General features: G+C 60.3%; 18 protein-coding genes. 7 read left to right on the top strand and 11 right to left on the bottom strand.

Annotated features, from left to right (window positions below):
- Positions 1-74: 74 nt before the first annotated feature.
- The 4 genes from E4P00_RS08090 to ppsA form a co-directional block, all read right to left on the bottom strand.
- The gene (locus tag E4P00_RS08090; protein WP_005790378.1) at positions 75-1070 is read right to left on the bottom strand and encodes a zinc transporter ZntB; all 996 of its coding nucleotides are present in this window, start codon (positions 1068-1070) and stop codon (positions 75-77) included.
- A gap of 15 nt (positions 1071-1085) precedes the next feature.
- Positions 1086-1577 carry a ribonuclease E activity regulator RraA gene (gene rraA / locus E4P00_RS08095; RefSeq protein ID WP_005790380.1) on the bottom strand — a complete coding sequence of 164 codons (492 nt, stop codon included), beginning with the start codon at positions 1575-1577 and terminating at the stop codon, positions 1086-1088.
- Between the two features lie 229 nt (positions 1578-1806).
- Entirely contained in the window at positions 1807-2796 is a 990-nt protein-coding gene (locus E4P00_RS08100) for an alpha/beta fold hydrolase (RefSeq protein ID WP_248131127.1), read from the bottom strand.
- 106 nt (positions 2797-2902) lie between these two features.
- The gene (gene ppsA / locus E4P00_RS08105) at positions 2903-5278 is read right to left on the bottom strand and encodes a phosphoenolpyruvate synthase (RefSeq protein WP_005790384.1); all 2376 of its coding nucleotides are present in this window, start codon (positions 5276-5278) and stop codon (positions 2903-2905) included.
- A 178-nt stretch (positions 5279-5456) separates the two neighbouring features.
- Between ppsA and E4P00_RS08110 the strand changes: the two genes are divergently transcribed.
- Positions 5457-6275 (top strand): pyruvate, water dikinase regulatory protein, encoded by an 819-nt coding sequence (locus E4P00_RS08110; RefSeq protein WP_003193298.1) that lies wholly within the window; start codon positions 5457-5459, stop codon positions 6273-6275.
- Positions 6276-6379: 104 nt separating this feature from the next.
- Here the strand turns inward: E4P00_RS08110 and E4P00_RS08115 are convergent, their stop codons facing one another.
- Positions 6380-7804 (bottom strand): PLP-dependent aminotransferase family protein, encoded by a 1425-nt coding sequence (locus tag E4P00_RS08115; RefSeq protein ID WP_248131129.1) that lies wholly within the window; start codon positions 7802-7804, stop codon positions 6380-6382.
- 109 nt (positions 7805-7913) lie between these two features.
- Here E4P00_RS08115 and E4P00_RS08120 point away from each other — a divergent pair, with 109 nt between their 5' ends.
- The 5 genes from E4P00_RS08120 to E4P00_RS08140 are packed head-to-tail and all read left to right on the top strand — an operon-like array spanning position 7914 to position 13448.
- Complete coding sequence (locus E4P00_RS08120) at positions 7914-8858, top strand: EamA family transporter (protein ID WP_032879916.1); 945 nt, start codon at positions 7914-7916, stop codon at positions 8856-8858.
- 23 nt (positions 8859-8881) lie between these two features.
- On the top strand, positions 8882-10744 hold the full coding sequence (gene moeB, locus E4P00_RS08125; protein WP_248131131.1) for a molybdopterin-synthase adenylyltransferase MoeB: 1863 nt from the start codon (positions 8882-8884) through the stop codon (positions 10742-10744).
- A 16-nt stretch (positions 10745-10760) separates the two neighbouring features.
- On the top strand, positions 10761-11675 hold the full coding sequence (locus E4P00_RS08130; RefSeq protein WP_057701141.1) for a cysteine synthase family protein: 915 nt from the start codon (positions 10761-10763) through the stop codon (positions 11673-11675).
- 37 nt (positions 11676-11712) lie between these two features.
- Complete coding sequence (locus tag E4P00_RS08135; RefSeq protein WP_005790394.1) at positions 11713-12705, top strand: serine O-acetyltransferase; 993 nt, start codon at positions 11713-11715, stop codon at positions 12703-12705.
- A gap of 2 nt (positions 12706-12707) precedes the next feature.
- Positions 12708-13448 (top strand): alanyl-tRNA editing protein, encoded by a 741-nt coding sequence (locus E4P00_RS08140; RefSeq protein WP_216091959.1) that lies wholly within the window; start codon positions 12708-12710, stop codon positions 13446-13448.
- 134 nt (positions 13449-13582) lie between these two features.
- Here the strand turns inward: E4P00_RS08140 and prpD are convergent, their stop codons facing one another.
- From prpD to E4P00_RS08170, 6 genes are all read right to left on the bottom strand, one after another.
- Positions 13583-15067, bottom strand: coding sequence for a 2-methylcitrate dehydratase (prpD, locus tag E4P00_RS08145; protein WP_078822059.1), 1485 nt, complete (start codon positions 15065-15067; stop codon positions 13583-13585).
- A gap of 178 nt (positions 15068-15245) precedes the next feature.
- Positions 15246-16436, bottom strand: coding sequence for a 2-methylaconitate cis-trans isomerase PrpF (prpF, locus tag E4P00_RS08150; RefSeq protein ID WP_248131133.1), 1191 nt, complete (start codon positions 16434-16436; stop codon positions 15246-15248).
- 11 nt (positions 16437-16447) lie between these two features.
- Positions 16448-19042, bottom strand: coding sequence for a Fe/S-dependent 2-methylisocitrate dehydratase AcnD (gene acnD / locus E4P00_RS08155; RefSeq protein ID WP_248131135.1), 2595 nt, complete (start codon positions 19040-19042; stop codon positions 16448-16450).
- A 183-nt stretch (positions 19043-19225) separates the two neighbouring features.
- Positions 19226-20353 (bottom strand): 2-methylcitrate synthase, encoded by a 1128-nt coding sequence (gene prpC / locus E4P00_RS08160; RefSeq protein ID WP_223018090.1) that lies wholly within the window; start codon positions 20351-20353, stop codon positions 19226-19228.
- 42 nt (positions 20354-20395) lie between these two features.
- Positions 20396-21289, bottom strand: coding sequence for a methylisocitrate lyase (gene prpB, locus E4P00_RS08165; protein WP_032879910.1), 894 nt, complete (start codon positions 21287-21289; stop codon positions 20396-20398).
- Positions 21286-21999 (bottom strand): GntR family transcriptional regulator, encoded by a 714-nt coding sequence (locus E4P00_RS08170; RefSeq protein ID WP_032879909.1) that lies wholly within the window; start codon positions 21997-21999, stop codon positions 21286-21288. The genes prpB and E4P00_RS08170 overlap by 4 nt, the downstream gene beginning before the upstream one ends.
- Positions 22000-22270: 271 nt before the next feature.
- Between E4P00_RS08170 and E4P00_RS08175 the strand changes: the two genes are divergently transcribed.
- Positions 22271-22807: an ATP-dependent zinc protease gene (locus E4P00_RS08175; RefSeq protein WP_032879908.1), complete on the top strand. Its 537-nt coding sequence runs from the start codon at positions 22271-22273 to the stop codon at positions 22805-22807.
- Positions 22808-22812 lie beyond the last annotated feature (5 nt).

The following is a 22812-nucleotide window of genomic DNA, read 5'->3' on the forward strand; positions in this document are numbered from 1 at the left end:
CAAGTGATTTAAAAGACGAGGGTAAAATTCATCGGGTCACATCGACCCTTTCTTACGTTCAGGTCATATTCAGCTCAAACCCATCGTAATCGTCGAAATAGCCACCATTGTCCCAGGGCCACCGAGACCATCAACAGGCACGCAATCATGAATCCGTAGGGGCTCTCGGAGAACGGAATGCCACCCACATTTATACCGAGCAAACCGGTGAGAAAACTCATCGGCAAGAAGATCCCGGTGATGATCCCGAAGCGATACATGGTGCGGTTCATGCGCAGGCTCAAGCGCCGGTCTTCGGCCTCAAGCACAAGCCCCACGCGCTCTCTGGCCAGTTCCAGCTCTTCCAGGTAACGGGTCAGACTGTTGTGCAACTCGTTCCAATAGTCAGCATCGTCATCGCAGAACCATGCCAATTTTATTCGCGTCAGCTGGGCAAAAATATCCCGCTGTGGTGCCAAAAACCGCTTGAGCCCGGCCGCGCGCCGACGGATCTGCAAAACGCTGCCGTGCTCTGGGGTATACCGTTCGTCGGCATCGAGTTTTTCTTCCTCGGAATCGACGATTTCTGACAACCCTGTAACCAGATCCTGCACTTTGTTGGTCAGGTACTGAGCCATATAAAGTATGAGTTCAGACGCCGTTTTTGGGCCTTTGCCGTCCGCCAGTTGCACCAATAGCTCATCGGTGGCGCGCAACGGGCGCAAACGCAGGGAGATCACACGATTGGCGGCGGCGAAGATACGCACCGAAACCATGTCCTCCGGCTCTGCCCCGGGGTTGAGATTGATCCCGCGCAGAAACAACAGCAATTCGGCGTCGGGCAACGGCAACAACCGTGGGCGGGTGTTCTCCTCCAGCAGCAGGTCGCAGGCAAATTCGCTCAGGCCGCTGGATTTGCGCAGCCAGGTCTGGGTCTGGGGATGGCTGCGATCCCAATGCAGCCACAGGCTTTCCTGGGGTTGCAACTGCAGATCGTCGAGCTCAGTCCGGGCAATCGAACGCGCACCGCCTTTACCATCCAGCACCAGGGCATGTACCAGCCCCCATTGCGCGTTCTCTTCCTCGAACATCCAGACTCCTTGGGTTTATTCAGGCATTTTCAGCGGGCTGGGCGACACGATCACGCCGTTATTGTCGGCGTAGATGTACTCACCCGGACGGAACGTCACACCCGCGAACGTCACAACGACGTTCAGGTCACCGAGGCCACGCTTGTCGGTTTTCATCGGGTGGGAGGCCAGTGCCTGCACACCCAAGTCGGTCTGGGCGAGAACATCCACATCCCGGACGCAACCATAGATCACCAGCCCTTCCCAGCCATTTTTCGCAGCTTTATCGGCAATCAGATCGCCCAGCAACGCGCGGCGCAGTGAGCCTCCGCCGTCAACGACCATCACTTTGCCAGCGCCCGGCTGGTCAGCCTGTTCCTTTACCAGGGAATTATCTTCGAAGCATTTGATGGTGACGATCTCACCCCCAAAAGAATCTCGGCCACCGAAGTTGCTGAACATCGGCTCCACTACCTGCACCAGTTCCGGGTAGGCGTCACACAGGTCGGGGGTCACGTAATGGTTCATCGAGAAGCTCCTGTCGTCAAAGAAGAGATCGAACATCCACGGTGTACATCAGAAAAACGCGCCGCGACAGGCATTCTTTAAGTGCCTGCCAGTGGTGAGCCGCCATGATCGGACCCGCATCAGCGCAACGCAATACACGTTGCGCGACTGAATATGACCAGAAGCGCCTAGCGCGTCATATCTTAGCCGCAACCACTCAAGAGTGAAACGCCCTTGGTAGAGCGTTTGCTCAAACTGCTGCGGCCACTTGGGGTCGAGTCCCGAATAATGGTGTCAGTGGGTCGTTCAACCACCGTTCCACCAATGGCCATACTTCGGCCTGCGCGGCTTTGCTGACCAGCATCTGCACATGCCCGAAGTCCTCGCTGAAACCCTGCTCGCGCCCCAGGCACAGATACTGGCGATGCTCGCTGCCGACCTGCTCGAAGAGCTTGCGACACGCCCAGTCCGGGTCTTGCCGATCGCCCGCCGCGCTGACCGCGAGCAACGGCACATCGATCTGCGCCAAGCCCTTCCACCAGTCACATTCGGCATCGCCGAAGCGGCCGAACAGGCCATTCCAGCGCATCGCTTCGATCATCACTCCCGCCGGCTCATCCTCGGGGCCGCGCTTGAAGCGTGGGCCAGACACATGGGCAAGGCGCTTGAGGATCAACCGAGTACCCCACTCCACGGGTGGAATTTTCAACGGCCAATGGGTGCGGCTGACCTGGCAGCCGAACAATGCCACCGAAGCCACCTCAGGCGCCCCCAAATGTTGCCCGCCCAGGCCCGCAGCCAAGGTCGTGGCACCGAGGGAATGCCCGATCCAGTGCGGGACCTGCCCGCTTTGCTCACGCACAAAGGCCCCCATGGCCGGCAAATCGTAGCGGGCGTAATCGGCGACGCGGTTTCTGGCGTACTCATGGTTGCGCTTGGACAGCCCATGGCCGCGCATTTCCGGGATCCACACATCAAAACCCCGGCGCGCCAGGTACGCGCCCAGGCCGATCCCCTTGGGCGAGTACCAGAAGCGCCGATTGGAAAAGCTGCCATGCAATAAAATAATCGGCGTGCCCCGGTTTTCCGGGACATCGGCCAGGCCCAAACGGGTAACCGCCAGCTCGACGGTGCCATCAGGGCTATTGCCGGGCTTGAGCCGGTAGACGTCTTCACTCAGGTCGCCACGACGTTCAGCGCTGATCAAGGCGACGGGAAACAGGTTGCTGCTGCTTTGCATAATGCTCTTGCACAAAAAAGGGCGGCGTCCGCAAGGAGTTCCCGCCCAGTACAGATAAGAATGCCGGTCACCCTCACGAGTGACCGGCACTTTTGACGTTGTGACGTTAAGCGGACGCTTGGCCTTCCGCCAGGAAGAACCAGGTTTCCAGCACAGAGTCCGGGTTCAGCGAGACGCTTTCAATGCCCTGCTCCATCAGCCATTTAGCCAGGTCAGGGTGGTCGGAAGGGCCTTGGCCACAGATACCAATGTACTTGCCGGCCTTGTTACACGCCTGGATGGCATTGGCCAGCAGCTTTTTGACCGCTGGGTTACGCTCGTCGAACAGGTGAGCGATGATCCCGGAGTCGCGGTCCAGGCCCAGGGTCAGCTGGGTCAGGTCGTTGGAGCCGATGGAGAAACCGTCGAAGAACTCCAGGAATTCCTCGGCCAGGATGGCGTTGGACGGCAACTCGCACATCATGATCACGCGCAGGCCGTTCTCGCCACGGGTCAAGCCGTTTTCGGCCAGCAGGTCGACCACTTGGCTCGCTTCGCCCAGGGTGCGCACGAACGGCACCATGATCTCGACGTTGGTCAGGCCCATCTCGTTGCGCACGCGCTTGAGGGCACGGCACTCAAGCTCGAAGCAGTCACGGAAGGCTTCGCTGATGTAACGCGAGGCGCCACGGAAGCCCAGCATCGGGTTTTCTTCTTCCGGCTCGTAGAGCTTGCCGCCGATCAGGTTGGCGTACTCATTGGACTTGAAGTCCGACAGGCGCACGATGACCTTTTTCGGGTAGAACGCCGCGGCCAGCGTACTGATGCCTTCCACCAGCTTCTCGACATAGAAGCCTACCGGGTCGTTGTAGCCGGCGATGCGCTTGTCGACGCTTTCCTTGATGTCCAGCGGCAGGCCGTCGTAGTTCAACAGAGCCTTGGGGTGCACGCCGATCATGCGGTTGATGATGAACTCCAGGCGGGCCAGGCCCACACCGGCGTTCGGCAACTGCGCGAAGTCGAAGGCGCGATCCGGGTTGCCGACGTTCATCATGATCTTGAACGGCAGGTCGGGCATGGCGTCGATGGAATTTTGCTTGATATCGAAGCCCAGCTCACCTTCGAAGATGAAACCGGTATCGCCTTCGGCGCAAGACACGGTGACACCCTGGCCCTCCTTGAGCAGTTGGGTGGCGTTGCCGCAACCGACTACCGCCGGGATCCCCAGTTCACGGGCGATGATCGCCGCGTGGCAAGTACGCCCGCCTCGGTTGGTGACGATGGCGCTGGCGCGCTTCATCACCGGCTCCCAGTCCGGGTCGGTCATGTCGGAAACCAGCACGTCGCCGGGCTGGACCTTGTCCATTTCCGACACGTCCTTGATGATCCGCACCTTGCCAGCACCGATGCGCTGGCCAATGGCACGGCCTTCCACCAGTACGGTGCCGGTTTCCTTGAGCAGGTAACGCTCCATGACATTGGCCGAAGTGCGGCTCTTCACGGTTTCCGGACGCGCTTGCACGATATATAGCTTGCCGTCGTCACCGTCCTTGGCCCACTCGATGTCCATCGGGCACTTGTAGTGCTTCTCGATGATCATCGCCTGTTTGGCCAGTTCGCTGACTTCAGCATCGGTCAGGCAGAAACGCGCGCGCTCGGCCTTGTCGACGTCAACGGTTTTCACCGAGCGACCGGCCTTGGCTTCGTCGCCGTAGATCATCTTGATCGCCTTGCTGCCCAGGTTGCGGCGCAGGATGGCCGGGCGGCCGGCCTCAAGGGTGTGCTTGTGCACGTAGAATTCGTCAGGGTTGACCGCGCCTTGTACGACGGTTTCGCCCAGGCCGTAGGCACCGGTAATGAATACCACATCACGGAAGCCCGACTCAGTGTCCAGGGTGAACATCACGCCAGCAGTGCCGGTTTCCGAACGCACCATGCGCTGCACACCAGCAGACAAGGCCACCAGCTTGTGGTCGAAACCCTGGTGTACACGGTAGGAAATAGCGCGGTCGTTGAACAGCGAGGCGAATACTTCCTTGGCCGCGCGAATGACGTTTTCCACGCCACGGATATTCAGGAAGGTTTCCTGCTGGCCGGCAAAGGAAGCGTCCGGCAAGTCTTCGGCGGTGGCCGAGGAGCGTACGGCGACAGCCATGTCCGGGTTGCCGGCGGACAGGGTGGCGAAGGCGGTGCGAATTTCTTCGTTGAGCTTCTCGGGGAACTCGGCTTCCATGATCCACTGACGGATCTGGGCGCCGGTCTTGGCCAGGGCGTTGACGTCGTCGACGTCCAAGGCATCCAGCGCGGCGTGGATCTGGGCGTTGAGGCCGCTCAGCTCGAGGAAGTCGCGGTAAGCCTGGGCCGTGGTGGCGAAACCACCGGGCACCGAGACACCAGCGCCTGCAAGATTACTGATCATCTCGCCGAGGGATGCGTTCTTGCCCCCCACATGCTCTACATCATGGACGCCGAGCTTATCGAGGGAAACTACGTACTCTACCAAGGTGATCTCTCCACTTTCTGTGTTGGAAAAGCTCAGGACGCGGGTTGCTCAGTAGGAGCTAACGCCAGCGCTTGTGGCCTGGACCTGGAAAATAAGTGAGAATGCGGCCCACTGCGGGACGGCAAAATCGCGCCTATCATATCCAAGATTCGCCATCAGCTTAAGGCCCAGGGCTCAAATGAAACGATCTGCTTTCTTTATTTCCGACGGCACCGGCATCACAGCCGAAACACTGGGCCAGAGCCTGCTTGCGCAGTTCGAAAACATTACCTTCGCCAAATTCACCCGGCCTTATATAGACAGCGTGGATAAAGCGCGGGCCATGGTACAACAAATCAATCTGGCGGCTGAAAAAGACGGTTTTCGCCCGATCATTTTCGATACCATCGTCAATCAAGACATTCGTGAGATTCTCGCAACGTCGAATGGTTTCATGATCGACATTTTCTCGACCTTCCTGGCGCCATTGGAACAGGAGTTGAGTGAGCATTCTTCATACTCTGTCGGAAAGTCCCATTCCATCGGGCATAACTCCAACTATATGGAGCGCATCGAGGCGGTGAACTTTGCCCTCGACAACGATGATGGCGCCCGCACCCACTACTACGACAAGGCCGACCTGATCCTGGTGGGCGTGTCGCGTTGCGGCAAGACCCCGACCTGTCTTTACATGGCCATGCAATTCGGTATCCGTGCGGCCAACTACCCGCTGACCGAAGACGATATGGAGCACCTGACGCTGCCCGCCGCCCTGCGCGCCCACTCGCACAAACTGTTCGGCCTGACCATCGACCCGGACCGCCTGACCGCCATCCGTAACGAACGCAAGCCCAACAGCCGCTACTCCAGCTATGCGCAGTGCGAATTCGAAGTGCGTGAAGTGGAAAATCTGTTCCGTCGCGAGAATATTGCACACATCAATTCCACGCATTTTTCGGTGGAAGAGATTTCGGCAAAGATTTTGGTTGAGAAGGGTGTGGAGCGGCGCTTCAAGTGATCTCTGTCGCCTGATCTGACGCTATCGCAGGCAAGCCAGCTCCCACAGTTGGAATGCGTTCCCCTGTGGGAGCTGGCTTGCCTGCGATGAACGGTAACGCGGATTTACAGATGAAACCGCCCCCCCCCCTGCCCCAACGCCGTCGCCAGCGCATCAAACCCCTCGCGCAGTAACTGATCATCGCCAGACGTATTGCAGATACTCGCCCGAATAAACTGCGGCACCGCCGTCTGCCCCACGGCAAACGCCTCGGCGGTGGCGATCAGGTAATTGTTCTGCCTGAGCTCTGCCTCGATTTCCGACGCACGCCATGGCTCCGGCACTTCGATCCAGAAATGCGGGCTGTTGAGGTGGGTGCGATACGCCAGCCCGGTCAATAAATCCTCGACCAAGGTTTTGCGGCGGCTGATTTCGTTGATTTGTTGGCGCAACAGATATTCCGCCGTGCCGTTTTCGATCCACTGGGTGGCCAGTTCCAGGGTCACAGGCGTCGCCATCCAGCAGGTCGAGCGCAGTGCCGCCGAGATGCGGCTGACCAGTGCCGGTGGCGCGTGCACGTAGCCTACCCGCAACCCTGCCGACACCGCTTTGCTCAGACTGCTGATCAAAATCGTACGCTCAGGCGCGAAATAGCTGAGGGGCGGCGGGCGATCCTCAACCAGCACGCCGTGGGCTTCGTCCTCGAGAATCAGCAGGTTGTGCTCACGACACACCTTGGCCAAGGCTTCGCGACGCGCCACCGACAACACCGCCGTCGTGGGATTCTGAATAGTCGGCGTGCAGTACAACGCCGAAATGCGGTGATTACGACAGACCTCATCCAGCGCCGTGGGCAACACGCCTTCTTCATCCATTTCCAGGCCAATCAGGCGCACGCCCAACATGCGCGCAGCCGTAATCAGCCCAGGATAAGTCAGTTGCTCGGTGACTACCGTATCGCCAGCACGCAGCAGCGCCATCATCGCGCACAGCAAACCGTGCTGGCCGCCGTTGACGCAGATGACCTGCTCTGGAATCGGATGAAAATCGCGCTGCACCAGCCATTGCGCCCCGGCTTCACGGTAACGCGGCAAGCCGGCGTCGGGGGTATAGGTGCTGATGTCCTGCAGGAACTTGGCGTTGGTCGACAGCGTTTGGAAGCTCTGGGCAAGAAACACCGTTTCCTGCCCCGGAATGTGCATGTTGCGACTCATGTCGAAGTACTGGCGCGGCTCCTCGCTGAAATTGCGAAAGCCTTCATCACGCTGACGCTCCATCCCACGCTTGCGCACGAAGGTTCCGTCACCGACCCGTGCAACCACCAAGCCCAGGCGCTCCAGCTCACCGTAGGCCCGGCTGATGGTGCCAATGGTCACCCCCAGGTTGTCGGACAGCACCCGATGGGGCGGCAGTTTTCGTCCCGGTTCAATCAAGCCTTCGAGGATGCCCCGCTCCATCACATCAGACAGGCGCTTGTACTTCACGCCCTGCCCGCTGGACAGGCCCTCACGCATAATTGACACCATGTCAATATTTGTTTTGACAGCCATCTTTCGCCCTAATAGTGTGCTTTTACGGGTTCAATCGCCGATAAACGTAACTCATTACAAGTTCAATATAGAGTTCAATTCCGGCTCAGGGAAGCAATAAAAGATGCCAATGTCCGCCGTTCTCGAAAACACTGCAAAAACAAAAACTCAAAAACAGTGGCTCGCCGGGCTGGTGACCAGCTTGATGTTTCTGATCGTGTGCCTGAGTTGGGGCACTACATGGCTGGGCATCAAGATCGCCGTAGAGAGCGTGCCGCCGCTGACATCCGCCGGGCTGCGCTTTCTGATCGCGTTTCCGCTGTTCCTGTGTTTTGCCATGGTGCGCCGCGAGCCGATCCTGTTCCCACGGGAAAGCCGCTGGTTCTTTGTGTTTGTGACCCTGTCGTACTTCAGCGTTCCCTATTACCTGCTCAACTATGGCGAGATGCACGTGTCATCCGGCCTGACGGCCCTGCTGTTCAGCTGCATGCCGGTATTCATCCTGATCTTTTCGGCGCTGTTCCTGCGTGAGCGCATCTACTTCTCCCAGGTCGTTGGCATCGGTATCGGGTTTGGCAGCCTCTACATGATCATCAAGAGCCAGGGCCTGCACCTGGACCACGCCGAGTTCTTCGGGGTGTTGGCGATACTGAGCGCCGCGATCATGCACGCGTTGTGCTACGTGATTACCAAGCAGAAAGGCAGTGCCATCAGCGTGATTACCTACAACACCCTGCCCATCGGCATCGCCGGGCTGATGTTGTTCGTCGCCGGTCTGTGGTTTGAAACGCCAGCCTTCAATGACATCACCCTGCGCTCCTGGACTGCACTGTTCTACCTCGGGCTGGTGGCCTCGGTAGGCGGGTTTATTGTGTATTTCATGCTGCTCAAGCGCCTGAGCCCGATCATCCTGTCGTTCGTCTTCATCATCTTCCCGGTGTTCGCGGTGATCATCGGTGCCTGGTACGAAGGCGTGGAAATTTCCCGCGACCTTATGCTGTATTCGGCGATTCTGCTGGCCGGCTTTGCGATCACCAAGCTGCCGGTTGAAAAACTCCTGGCCAAGAAAAAATGACCCTCAACCAACGCGAGAGAAACATGGAAGTCCTCCGCCCCACCGCCCTGGAACAGATCTACGCCCACGCCAGCCGCAGCTACCCAGAAGAGTGCTGCGGCTTCGTCTTCGTCGACGGCAGTGTGTACCTGGGCAGCAATATCCAGAACGAGCTGCACCACAAGAACTCCCAGATGTACCCCCGCAGCGCGGCCAACGGCTACACCTTCTCGGTGGCCGATACCCTGCTGCTGAACAAGGCGTTTCGCAGCGACAACCCGGTGGTGGTGATCTATCACTCCCACCCGGATGTCGGCGCCTATTTCAGTGATGAAGACCAGGACAAGGCGCTGTTCATGGGGGAGCCGATCTACCCCGTCAGCTATCTGGTGGTGGATGTTCGCCAGAGCCAGGTCCTGGGCTCAAAACTGTTTGCCTGGGATGGCAAGCATTTCGCACCTCAACCCTTCAACGACCTGCACACGGAGTTGTCCATGAACGCTGTCTCTTTCCCCGACATTCTGGTTCGCGTGGCCAAGCTGCCGGAATCGACCCTTGAGGGCGCCGGATCGACATTGCGCGAAGTCATTGAAAATCTCTGCACCAATCACCCCCAATTGCGTCAGTACCTGTTCCATGAAAAGAACAACCAGCTCAAGGAACACTTCCTGTTTACCGCCGAGGAGGCGCTGATCGAAGCCGATGAAGTCCTGCCGCCAAAATCCCGGATCGAAGTGTTGCTCGCCACCTCAGGCGGCATGGACATCGACACCCTGAGCAACGAAGAAGTGCAGCGCTACGTGCGCCACATCACCCTGCCGGGCGTCGGCCGCGAAGGCCAATTGAACCTGAAGAAAGCCAAAGTTCTGGTCATCGGCACCGGGGGCCTGGGCTCGCCCATCAGCCTGTACCTGGCAGCGGCAGGCATCGGCACCCTGGGGCTGGTGGATTTTGACGTGGTGGAAAGCAGCAACCTGCAGCGCCAGATTGTCCATGGCAACAGCACACTGGGAATGCCCAAGGTCGAGTCCGCCAAGCAACGCCTGCTGGACCTCAACCCTCATATCCGGATCAATGCGCACAACACCGCGCTTGACACCGACAACGCTCTGGAACTGGTGGGCGCCTATGACCTGGTGATCGACGGTACCGATAATTTCGATACCCGCTACCTGGTCAACGATGCTTGCGTACAGTTGGGCAAACCTTTGGTCTATGGCGCCATCTACCGTTTCGACGGGCAGATCAGCGTGCTCAACTACAAAGGCGGGCCGTGCTATCGCTGCCTGTTTCCCAAGGCCCCGCCCGCAGAACTGGCGCCCAATTGCAGCGCCGGCGGCGTGATCGGCGTGCTGCCGGGTGTGGTAGGAATGATCCAGGCCACCGAGGCGATCAAATTGCTGATCGGCATTGGCGAACCTTTATCCGGCCGCTTGATGCGCTTTGACGCGCTGGCGATGAAGTTCAGCGAGATCCGCTTCAAGCGCCGCCTCGACTGCCCCTGCTGCTCGGAGCTGCGCAGCAGCGAAAGCGCCGCCCCCACGGCATGTGCCGATGCCGTACCGAGCCAACCGTCGCTGGCGGCAGAACGCTACATCAAGCCTCAGAACCTCAAGCAGGTGCTTGAGCACCCCAACAGCGCCGATGTATTGCTGGACGTGCGCGACGCCAGCGAATTGGAAGTATGCAAGCTGCCAGGCGTGCTGCACATTCCCCTGGCCGAACTGGATGGGCAACTCGACAACCTCAGCCGAGACAACACCCATTACCTGATCTGCTACGCGGGCACCCGAGCCGAACAAGCCGCCAGCACCCTGCTGGCAGCCGGGTTCGCGAACACCAAAGTCCTGCAGGGCGGCATGAAGCACTGGGTTCGCGACGTCGAACCCGACATGCCTCTGTACTGATCGTGGAGACTTGCTGATGCTGCATAACTCCATTCTCGACGTCATCGGCCAAACGCCTATCGTGCGCCTGGCCCAGTTTTCCGAAGACCTCGGCATCGAGGTCTACGCCAAGCTGGAATCCCTCAACCCCGGTGGCAGCCACAAGGCGCGCATCGCCTTGGGCATGATCCTCGATGCCGAGCGCCGTGGCGTACTGATCCGCGACTCCGGGCAAACCATCATCGAACCCAGCGGCGGCAACACCGGCATTGGCCTGGTGATGGCCGGCAATGTCCTGGGCTATAAAGTGGTGCTGGTGATCCCTGACAACTACAGCCCCGAAAAGCAGAAATTGCTACGCCTGTATGGTGCCAAAGTGGTGCTGTCAGACAGCCGCCTGGGCAACAACTCCCACGGCGAAAAGTGCATGGAACTGCAGTTGGAAAACCCCAACTTCGTGATGCTCAACCAGCAGCGCAACGGCGCCAACCCGCAGACCCACCGCGACACCACCGCGCCGGAGATCATCCGCGCCTTCGGTGATCAGCGCGTGGACTACTTCGTCAGCGGCATCGGCACAGGTGGCCATATCACCGGCATTGGCGAAACCCTCAAGGCCGCCTGGCCAGCGATCCGCGTGATGGGCGTGGAGCCGCAGGAATGCGACCTGCTCAAAGACCAGCACGCTGCGCACGCAATCCAGGGCCTGTCGATTGGCCTGATCCCGAGCATCCTCAACCTGGACGTGATCGACGGCATGCTCAAGGTGTCGCACTCGGCGTGCCTGGACATGATCAAACGCATCATGCGCACCGACGCCATCAGCCTGGGGCTGTCCTCCGCCGCCAACATGGTTGCCATCGCCCAACTCGCCCCCGAACTGCCGCCTGAAACGGTGGTGCTGACCATGGTCTACGACAATGCCGACAGCTACCTGCCCAGTTTCGAGTAACGGGTTTTTCAATCATCCAGAATGCGGGGGTGCCTCCATGGGGGGCTTTATCGACATGCAACTGCTGCACGATGAGTTGCTTACCCATCTCATCACGACCCTGACGCCCGGGCAGATGAAGCAGTTGGAACCACACCTGGCGCCACTGATCCAGAACGCCGCCCAAGCAGTGGCCGAGGACCTGATCGCCTACGCCTATCGAGATCCGGCATCGCGTGGGCGCGGTGAGTTGATCCTGGAATCCTATGCCTCGTTCAAGGCAGTGCTGTTCTATCGTCTTGCGCACCAGGTGTGGAATTTCCCCGACCCGGGCCATGGGATGTTTTCGCGCATGGCACTCAAGCTCAGCAACCAGGGCAAGATTCTCTCCGGTGCCGAGATTCATCCGGCGGCGCGTATCGGCCGGCGCTTTGTACTGGACCATGGCTATGGCACCGTCATCGGCGAAACCTGCGTGATCGGCAACGACTGCTACATCCTGTGCGGCGTGACCCTGGGAGCCCGCGGCATCGCCAACAATCCGGACGGCAAGCGCCACCCGCGCCTGGGCAACAACGTCGAGGTGGGCGCCGGTGCCCGGGTGCTGGGCTACGTGTCGATCGGCGACAACGTATTTATCAGCCCCTCCTGCGTGATCACCCAGGACGTACCGGCAGGCACCAAGGTCAAGGTAGTCAACCAGATCCAGTTGCAAAAAAACGACGAATCGGACCGCAGCAATTACCTAGGCGCCTTTGCCCTGGATGAGCGCTTGCACGTCGTCGGTGAGGTGAGTGCCGGTCATAAGGTCACGGTGCTGGATGCCGACTTTCATCCGCTGCAAGGGTTAATGCTCGAACCCACGGTGAAAGAGCGCCACCACCTGCAATTTCGTCTGCACCGTGTCGATACCGGCGAACAACTGCCGCGCTTGCCGCTGAACCTGAAAGTCTGCGGGCCGGAGTTTGAAATCACCCTGCTCTCTCCCCCTGGCTTGAGCGCGATGGTGCGCCACCTCTTGCAAGCCAGCCCACTGATCGTTGGAGGTTGAACATGTCCGTGCATACCATGGAAACCCTGGCGCTGTTCGACAGCGCGCCCTATCAGAACGCGTTCAGCGCCCGGGTTATTGCGGTCAGTGAACACGGCATCGCCCTGGAGCACACACTGTTCTACCCCACCGGCGGCGGGCAACCGGGCGATACCGGCCATTTCACCCTGCCCGATGGCACGCGGGTCGAGGTGACAGGTACCGTGCGCGATCCGGTGTTGCGCTCGATCATCTGGCATCAGGTGGACCATTGCCCCGAGCAGTTGACGGCGGGCATCCAGGTAGACGCCGGCCTGGATTGGGAGCGGCGCTACCAGCACATGAAAATGCACACCTGCCTGCATTTGTTGTGCTCGCTCATTGACGCGCCCGTGACCGGTTGCAGCATCAGTGCGGATAAAGGCCGACTGGATTTCGACCTGCCGGAAATGACCCTGGACAAAGACGGTCTAACCCGTGACCTCAACGCCCTGATCGAGCAGGCCCACGCGGTGAAGACCCTGTCGATGCCCGCCACCGAATACGCGACCTTGCTACAGATCACCCGCACCCAGGCGGTTGCGCCACCGGTGGTGTCGGGCTCGGTACGGGTGATTGAGATCCCCGGCATCGATATCCAGCCATGCGGCGGCACCCATGTGCTCAACACCGAGGAAATCGGCCGGGTGTTCTGCGAGAAAATTGAAAAGAAGAGCAAGCACAACCGCAGGGTGATACTGCGGTTTGAACAAGCTTGCACCTGACCCGATAGTTGCCCCAATGGAGGACAAATGTGGGAGGGGGCTTGCTCCCGATAGGGGTGGACCAGTCAATGAATCTGTTGACTGACACCCAGCTATCGGGAGCAAACCCCCTCCCACATTGGCCGCGTTGTTTTTTAGATCACCAACAGATCCATGAAACGGTTCACAGCCGTCGCCTCAAGCCGTGCCTGATCCTTGCACAACGCAACAATCTCGGCGCTGCGCTGCGCAGTGAACCGCGTCGCCAGGTTGGCTTTGAACTTGTCTTCCAGCAATGGGATACCGTCCACCCGACGGCGGCGATGGCCAATCGGGTATTCCACCGCTACCTGCTCAGTGCAGGTGCCATCCATAAAGAACACCTGCACCGCATTGGCAATGGAACGCTTGTCCGCCTCCAGGTATTCGCGGCTATAGCGTGGGTCTTCAACGATGACCATCTTGTCGCGCAGCTCGTCGATGATCGGGTGGGCCGCGTGGAAATCATCTTCGTAGTGCTCGGCCACCAGATTGCCGAACACCAAGGGCACGGCCGTCATGTATTGCAGGCAGTGGTCGCGATCGGCAGCGTTGGCCAATTGGCCAACCTTGGAAATAATCCGAATCGCCGACTCATGGGTGGTGATCACGATACGTTCGATTTCATGCAGACGATGCTTGACCTGCGGGTGCAAGGTCACCGCCGCCTCGCAGGCGGTTTGCGCGTGGAATTCTGCCGGGAAACTGATCTTGAACAGCACGTTTTCCATCACGTAGGTGCCGTAGGCCTGAGGCAGGCTGAAGGCGCGCTTGTCTGTGGGCTTGAGCGCCAGGTCCTTGTTGGTGTGGCTGAACAACACGTCGTAGAACCCCCACTGCGGCGCACTCAACACACCGGGGATGCCCATTTCGCCACGCAGGGCGATATCCGCCAGGCGCACACCACGGCTCGATGCATCGCCTGCGGCCCAGGATTTGCGCGAGCCGGCATTCGGTGCATGGCGATAGGTGCGCAACGCCTGCCCATCAACGAAAGCGTGAGACAAGGCCGACAGCAGTTGTTCACGATTGGCGCCCATCAGCTTGGCGGTGACCGCGGTGGAGGCGACTTTGACCAGCAGCACGTGGTCAAGGCCGACGCGGTTGAAAGAGTTTTCCAGGGCGATCACCCCCTGGATTTCGTGGGCCATGATCATCGCTTCCAGCACCGCACGTACGGTGAGCGGCGCCTCGCCATTGGCCACGCGTTTTTGCGAAAGGTGATCGGCCACGGCGAGAATGCCGCCGAGGTTGTCCGAAGGGTGGCCCCACTCAGCGGCGAGCCAGGTGTCGTTGTAGTCGAGCCAGCGCACGATGCAGCCAATGTCCCAGGCGGCCTTGACCGGGTCCAGGCGAAACGAAGTGCCCGGCACGCGCGCGCCGAACGGCACCACGGTGCCCTCCACTATCGGCCCCAGGTGCTTGGTGCACTCGGGGAACCGCAGGGCCAGCAGGCCACAGCCAAGGGTGTCCATCAGGCAGTTACGGGCAGTGTCCAATGCATCCCGGGAGTCGATGCGGTAGTTGAGGACATAGTCGGCGATGTCCTGCAAAACCTGGTCGTAGTCGGGGCGGTTGTTCTGGTCGACGTTGGCGCTCATGGCAGTTCTCCTAAAAGTTGGGTTGTTCCATCCTCAGGGTCAGGGTTAATCGTTGCGCAGGTCTGATTGCCTGCTTGTATCCCTGTGGGAGGGGGCTTGCTCCCGATGACGGTGGGTCAGTTAATGAATGGGGCGACTGACACCCTGCTATCGGGAGCAAGCCCCCTCCCACATAAAGCTAAAAAGCGTCACCGGGGACGCGCACGAAACCTTCCATCAACACCCGCGCACTGCGGCTCATGATGGCTTTCTTCACCACCCATTCACCGTTCACTTGGCTGGCTTCGGCACCGACGCGCAAGGTGCCGGACGGATGCCCGAAGCGCACGGCATTGCGCTCCACGCCGCCCGCCGCCAGGTTGACCAGGGTGCCGGAGATCGCCGCCGCCGTGCCGATCGCTACCGCCGCCGTACCCATCATGGCGTGGTGCAGTTTGCCCATGGACAAAGCACGCACCAACAGATCCACATCGCCGGCCTTGATTACCTTGCCGCTTGAGGCCACGTAGTCCGCAGGCCTGGCCACGAACGCAACCTTGGGTGTGTGCTGGCGCTGAGCGGCCTCGTCCAGGTGCTTGATCAGGCCCATGCGCAACGCGCCATAAGCCCGTACCGTCTCGAACATGGCCAGGGCCTTGGGGTCGCTGTTGATCGCGCCCTGCAGTTCGGTACCGGTGTAGCCGAGGTCTTGAGCGTTAATGAAAATGGTCGGAATACCGGCGTTGATCAACGTGGCCTTGAAGGTGCCTACGCCGGGCACCTCCAGGTCGTCGATGAGGTTGCCGGTGGGGAACATCGAACCACCGCCGCCCTCTTCTTCCGCCGCCGGATCGATGAATTCCAGCTGGACTTCGGCGGCCGGGAAGGTCACACCGTCCAGTTCGAAGTCGCCGGTTTCCTGTACCGCGCCGTTGGTGATCGGCACATGGGCGATGATGCTCTTGCCAATATTGGCCTGCCATATCCGCACCACCGCCACCCCGTTCTCGGGCACGCGGGCCGGATCAACCAGGCCAGCGCTGATGGCGAACGAGCCCACTGCTGCCGACAGGTTGCCGCAGTTGCCACTCCAATCGACAAACGGCTTGTCGATGGAGACTTGGCCGAACAGATAGTCCACGTCGTGATCGGCGCGGGCGCTTTTGGCCAGGATCACGGTTTTGCTGGTACTTGAAGTGGCACCGCCCATGCCGTCGATCTGCTTGTCGTAAGGGTCGGGGCTGCCGATGACCCGCAGCAACAAGGCATCGCGGGCCGCCCCCGGCACCTGCGCGACTTCGGGCAGGTCCTTGAGGCTGAAGAACACGCCCTTGCTGGTGCCGCCACGCATGTAGGTGGCGGGGATCTTGATTTGCGCTACGTGTGCCATGGTAGTCCTCTTCAGGCGGTGGCCGCCGATTCCAGGAAATCCTGGGCAAAACGTTGCAACACGCCGCCCGCCTCGTAGATCGACACTTCTTCGGCGGTATCCAGGCGGCACGTCACCGGCACCTCGACACGTTCACCATTCCTGCGATTGATCACCAGGGTCAGTTGCGCGCGCGGGGTGCGCTCGCCGATCACGTCATAGGTTTCACTGCCGTCGATCTTGAGGGTGTGGCGGTCGGTGCCCGGCAGGAATTCCAGCGGCAACACGCCCATGCCCACCAGGTTGGTGCGGTGAATGCGCTCGAAGCCTTCGGCGGCAATCGCTTCCACACCGGCCAGGCGCACGCCCTTGGCGGCCCAGTCGCGAGACGAGCCCTGGCCGTAGTCGGCACCGGCAATGATGATCAGCGGTTGCTTGCGCTCCATGTAGGTTTCAATCGCTTCCCACATCCGCGTGACCTTGCCTTCCGGCTCGATACGCGCCAGAGAGCCCTGCTTGACCTTGCCGTTTTCCTGCACCATTTCGTTGAACAGTTTCGGGTTGGCGAAAGTGGCGCGCTGCGCCGTCAGATGGTCACCGCGATGGGTCGCGTAGGAGTTGAAGTCGACTTCCGGCAAGCCCATCTTCGCCAGGTATTCCCCGGCGGCACTGCCCGGCATGATCGCGTTGGACGGCGACAGGTGGTCGGTGGTGATGTTGTCCGGCAGCACCGCCAGCGGGCGCATACCCTTGAGCGGCCGCGCGCCGGCCAGCGCGCCTTCCCAGTACGGCGGGCGACGGATGTAGGTGCTCTGCGGGCGCCAGTCATACAGCGGGGTGACTTTGGGGCCGGTGTCTTCGTGAATCGCGAACATGGGGATGTACACCGCACGGAACTGCTCGGGCTTGACCGATGCCTTGACCACCGAGTCGATCTCTTCGTCGCTCGGCCAGATATCCTGCAGGCGAATTTCCTTGCCGTCGGCATCCAGGCCGAGCACGTCCTTCTCGATATCGAAACGGATGGTGCCGGCAATCGCATAGGCCACCACCAGCGGCGGCGAAGCCAGGAAGGCTTGCTTGGCGTAAGGGTGAATGCGCCCGTCGAAATTGCGGTTGCCCGACAACACGGCGGTGGCGTACAGGTCGCGGTCGATGATTTCCTGCTGGATCACCGGGTCGAGCGCGCCGGACATGCCGTTGCAGGTGGTGCAAGCAAAGGCCACCACGCCGAAACCGAGCTTTTCCAGCTCATGGCCCAGGCCGGCCTCTTCCAGGTACATGGCCACGGTTTTCGAGCCCGGCGCCAGCGACGACTTGACCCACGGCTTGCGGGCCAAGCCGAGCTTGTTGGCGTTACGTGCCAGAAGCCCCGCCGCGATGACGTTGCGCGGGTTACTGGTGTTGGTGCAACTGGTGATGGCCGCAATGATCACCGCCCCGTCGGGCATTTGCCCTGGCACTTCGTCCCATTGGCCGCTGATGCCTTTGGACGCCAGGTCGCGGGTGGCAACACGGGCGTGTGGGTTGCTGGGCCCGGCCATGTTGCGCACGACGCTGGACAGGTCGAAGGTCAGGCCACGCTCGTACTGAGCCCCCTTGAGGTCATCGGCCCACAGACCGGTGTGGCGCGCGTACTGTTCGACCAGGGCGACTTGTTCGTCTTCTCGGCCAGTGAGTTTGAGGTAGGCGATGGTCTGCTGGTCGATATAGAACATCGCTGCGGTGGCGCCGTATTCAGGAGCCATGTTGGAGATGGTCGCACGGTCGCCCAGGGTCAGTGCACTAGCCCCTTCGCCGAAGAACTCCAGCCAGGCGCCGACCACTTTCTGCTGGCGCAGGAACTCGGTGAGTGCCAGCACCATATCGGTGGCGGTGATGCCCGGTTGCAGCTTGCCGGTCAGTTCCACGCCGACGCTTTCCGGCAGGCGCATCCACGACGCACGGCCGAGCATCACGCTCTCGGCCTCCAGGCCGCCGACGCCAATGGCGATCACGCCCAGGGCATCGACGTGGGGAGTATGACTGTCAGTACCGACGCAGGTATCCGGGAAGGCTACGCCGTCACGGACCTGAATCACCGGCGACATTTTCTCCAGGTTGATCTGGTGCATGATGCCGTTGCCCGGCGGGATGACATCGACGTTCTTGAAGGCTTTTTTGGTCCACTCGATAAAGTGGAAGCGGTCTTCATTGCGACGGTCTTCAATGGCGCGGTTTTTCTCGAACGCCTGCGGGTCAAAGCCGCCAGCCTCGACAGCCAGGGAGTGGTCGACGATCAGTTGGGTCGGCACTACCGGGTTGACCTGCGCCGGGTCGCCGCCTTGCAGGGCGATGGCATCGCGCAGACCGGCAAGGTCCACCAGAGCGGTCTGGCCGAGGATGTCATGGCACACCACGCGCGCCGGGAACCAGGGGAAATCGAGATCACGTTTGCGCTCGATCAACTGGCTCAGGGATGCGTTGAGGGTGGCCGGGTCGCAACGGCGTACCAGGTTTTCGGCAAGCACGCGCGAGGTGTAAGGCAAGGTGGCGTAGGCGCCGGGGGTGATTGCTTCGACAGCCGCACGGGCGTCGAAGAAATCCAGGCGGCTGCCGGGGAGCGGTTTGCGAAATTCAGTGTTCATCGTCAGGACTCGGTCACGGTAAGTTCGAAAGGTGAACTGTCGACACTGGCTTTGTTTCCTGTGGGAGCTGGCTTGCCTGCGATTGCATCACTGCGGTGTGACAGGTACACCAAGGTGATGCCATCGCAGGCAAGCCAGCTCCCACAAAAAAGCACATTAGCCAGCGAACACAGCCCATCCCATTCAGCGACGTTCGATTGGCACGAACTTGCGCTGCTCAACGCCGATGTACTCGGCGCTTGGACGGATGATGCGGTTGTTGGCGCGCTGTTCGAACACGTGCGCGGCCCAGCCAGTCAGGCGCGAGCACACGAAGATCGGTGTGAACAGCTTGGTCGGGATGCCCATGAAGTGGTAAGCCGAGGCATGGTAGAAGTCGGCGTTGGGGAACAACTTCTTCTGTTCCCACATGGTCTTGTCGATGGCTTCAGACACCGGGAACAACACCGTGTCGCCCACTTCATCAGCGAGTTTTTTCGACCAGCCCTTGATCACTTCATTACGCGGGTCGCTGTCTTTATAGATCGCGTGGCCGAAGCCCATGATCTTGTCCTTGCGCGCCAACATGCCAAGCGTGCCTTCGACCGCTTCTTCGGCCGAGGAAAAGCGCTCGATCATTTCCATCGCCGCTTCGTTGGCCCCGCCGTGCAGCGGGCCGCGCAGGGAACCGATGGCGGCAGTGACGCAGGAATACAGGTCGGACAGGGTCGAGGCGCACACCCGGGCAGTGAAGGTCGAGGCGTTGAATTCGTGCTCGGCGTAGAGAATCAGCGACACATTCATGACTTTGACGTGCAGCTCGCTGGGTTTCTTGCCGTGCAGCAGGTGCAGGAAGTGGCCGCCGATACTCGGCTCGTCGGTCACGCAGTCGATGCGCTTGCCGTCGTGGCTGAAGCGGTACCAGTAGCACATGATCGCCGGGAATGCGGCAAGCAGGCGGTCAGTGACATCGCGCTGTACGCTGAAATCTTTTTCCGGCTCGATATTGCCCAAAAACGAGCAACCGGTGCGCATCACGTCCATCGGGTGGGCGTCGGCGGGGATGCGTTCGAGCACTTCTTTCAATGCCTGGGGCAAGTCACGCAGCTTGCTCAGCTTGGCGCTGTAGGCGGCCAGTTCGATCTTGGTCGGCAACTCGCCGTACAGCAACAGGTAGGCGACTTCTTCAAACTGCGCATCGGCGGCCAGTTCACGCACATCGTAGCCACGATAGGTCAAGCCTGCACCAGCCTGGCCCACGGTCGACAGTGCGGTCTGCCCGGCAACCTGGCCACGCAGGCCGGCGCCACTCAATACTTTTGCTTCAGCCATGTTCGTTCTCCAATCTTGAATTTATTAGGGAGGCGCACCGCATTATTTTTTCGCGGCAAACAGCGCGTCGAGCTTCTGCTCGAAGGTGTGGTAGTCGATGCGATCGTAGAGCTCCATGCGCGTTTGCATGGTGTCGATCACGTTCTGTTGGGTGCCGTCGCGACGGATCGCGGTGTAGACGTTCTCGGCGGCCTTGTTCATGGCACGGAAGGCCGAGAGCGGGTACAGCACAATGGAAACATCCGCAGATTTCAACTGTTCGGTGGTGTACAGCGGCGTCGCGCCGAACTCGGTAATGTTAGCCAGGATCGGCGCCTTTACGCGGGAAGCGAACAGCTTGTACATCTCGAGCTCGGTGATGGCTTCCGGGAAGACCATGTCGGCACCGGCTTCGATACACGCGGCGGCACGTTCAAGGGCAGACTCCAGGCCCTCGACCGCCAGGGCGTCGGTGCGCGCCATGATCACGAAGCTGTCATCGGTACGCGCATCCACGGCAGCCTTGATGCGGTCGACCATTTCCTGCTGCGACACGATCTCTTTATTGGGGCGATGCCCGCAGCGCTTGGCGCCGACCTGGTCTTCGATATGGATGGCGGCGGCGCCGAACTTGATCATCGACTTGACGGTGCGCGCCACATTGAACGCCGAGGAGCCGAAACCGGTGTCCACGTCCACCAGCAGCGGCAGGTCGCAGACGTCGGTAATGCGGCGCACGTCGGTGAGTACGTCATCCAACCCGGTAATACCCAGGTCCGGCACGCCGAGCGAGCCGGCGGCGACACCGCCACCCGACAGGTAAATAGCCTTGAAGCCGGCGCGCTTGGCCAGCAACGCGTGGTTGGCATTGATTGCACCAACAACTTGCAAAGGCTGTTCGCTGGCGACTGCGTCACGGAAACGCTGGCCGGGAGTGCTGTTGTTATGGGAACTCATGACTCACCTCGTGATGAAGGAGCACCGTCCGGGAAGTGACGGGCGATGTTGCGTTTGGAGGCGCCGATATGCCGGCGCATCAACAGTTCGGCCAATTCACCATCGCGATCGGCAATCGCGTCGAGAATGCGGTGGTGTTCGGCAAATGCCTGGCGTGGACGATTGGGGGTGGCGGAAAACTGGATGCGGTACATGCGCACCAGTTGGTACAGCTCGCCGCAGAGCATTTGGGTCAGGGTGCGGTTACCGGCGCCCTGGATGATCCGGTAATGAAAGTCGAAGTCGCCTTCCTGCTGGTAGTAGCCAACACCGGCCTGGAACGCGGCATCGCGCTCATGGGTGTGCAATACCTGGCGCAGCTCTTCGATTTCTGCGTCGGTCATGCGCTCGGCAGCGAGGCGGCAGGCCATGCCTTCCAGGGACTCGCGGATCTCATAGAGTTCGATCAGCTCGGCGTGGCTCAAGGACACAACCCGTGCGCCGACGTGGGGCACGCGCACCAGCAGGCGCTGGCCTTCCAGGCGGTGGATCGCCTCGCGCAGCGGGCCGCGGCTGATGCCGTAGGTACGCGCCAGTTCCGGCTCGGAAATCTTGCTGCCGGGGGCGATTTCACCTTTGACGATGGCGGCCTGGATACGCCGAAAAACGTTCTCGGACATGGTTTGGGAATCGTCTGACGCCGCTATCGGAATTTCCGCCTGACCCAGCATATTGTCGACACCTTCAAAAGCAATGCCGCAAAAACTAGCCAATTACCCCTTAACAGTCAAAGAATAAATACACATTGTCGACAATCGTCTAATACGCCTGATTAACCAATCCAAGGCATGGCCGCCTGCCAGCGCTGGCGCCAAAAAAGCATCATGTTAGAATGCCCGGCGTATTTGCCTGACATCCCTGGATGAAACGGCGCACGAGGGAGTTTGCGCAGCAATGCCAGTCGCCTTGAATTAAACATCGCACGGCACCGCCTCAGGATTTATGAGACTCAAGCCCTTCCCCCTGTTTGTTTGCCTACTGTTGCTACCCAGCCTTGGCTTCACCGCCGAGAAAACGGTGTATGGCCTCAATGAATACGCCAAGCTGGACGGTATCGACCTGGAAGTCGCGGCCAAGCTCGACACCGGCGCCAAGACCGCCTCGTTGAGCGCCCGCGATATCAAGCGCTTCAAGCGCAACGGCGAAACCTGGGTACGCTTCTACCTGGCCATCGACACCGCCCACTCCCACCCCATCGAACTGCCCCTGGCCCGCGTCAGCAAGATCAAGCGCCGCGCCGGCGACTACGACCCCGATGAGGACAAGAACTACACCGCCCGTCCGGTGGTTGCCCTGGATATCTGCATGGGCACTGCTTTACGCAGCATCGAAGTGAACTTGACTGACCGCAGCAGCTTCCAATACCCGCTGCTGATCGGCTCCGAAGCGCTGAAACGCTTTGATGCGCTGGTCGACCCCAGTCTTAAATATGCAGCAGGCAAACCCGCCTGCGTCGCCGACGCTCATACCGCCGAGTAAACCGA

Source organism: Pseudomonas sp. B329 (assembly GCF_023127835.1).
GTDB classification, from domain to species: domain Bacteria; phylum Pseudomonadota; class Gammaproteobacteria; order Pseudomonadales; family Pseudomonadaceae; genus Aquipseudomonas; species Aquipseudomonas synxantha_A.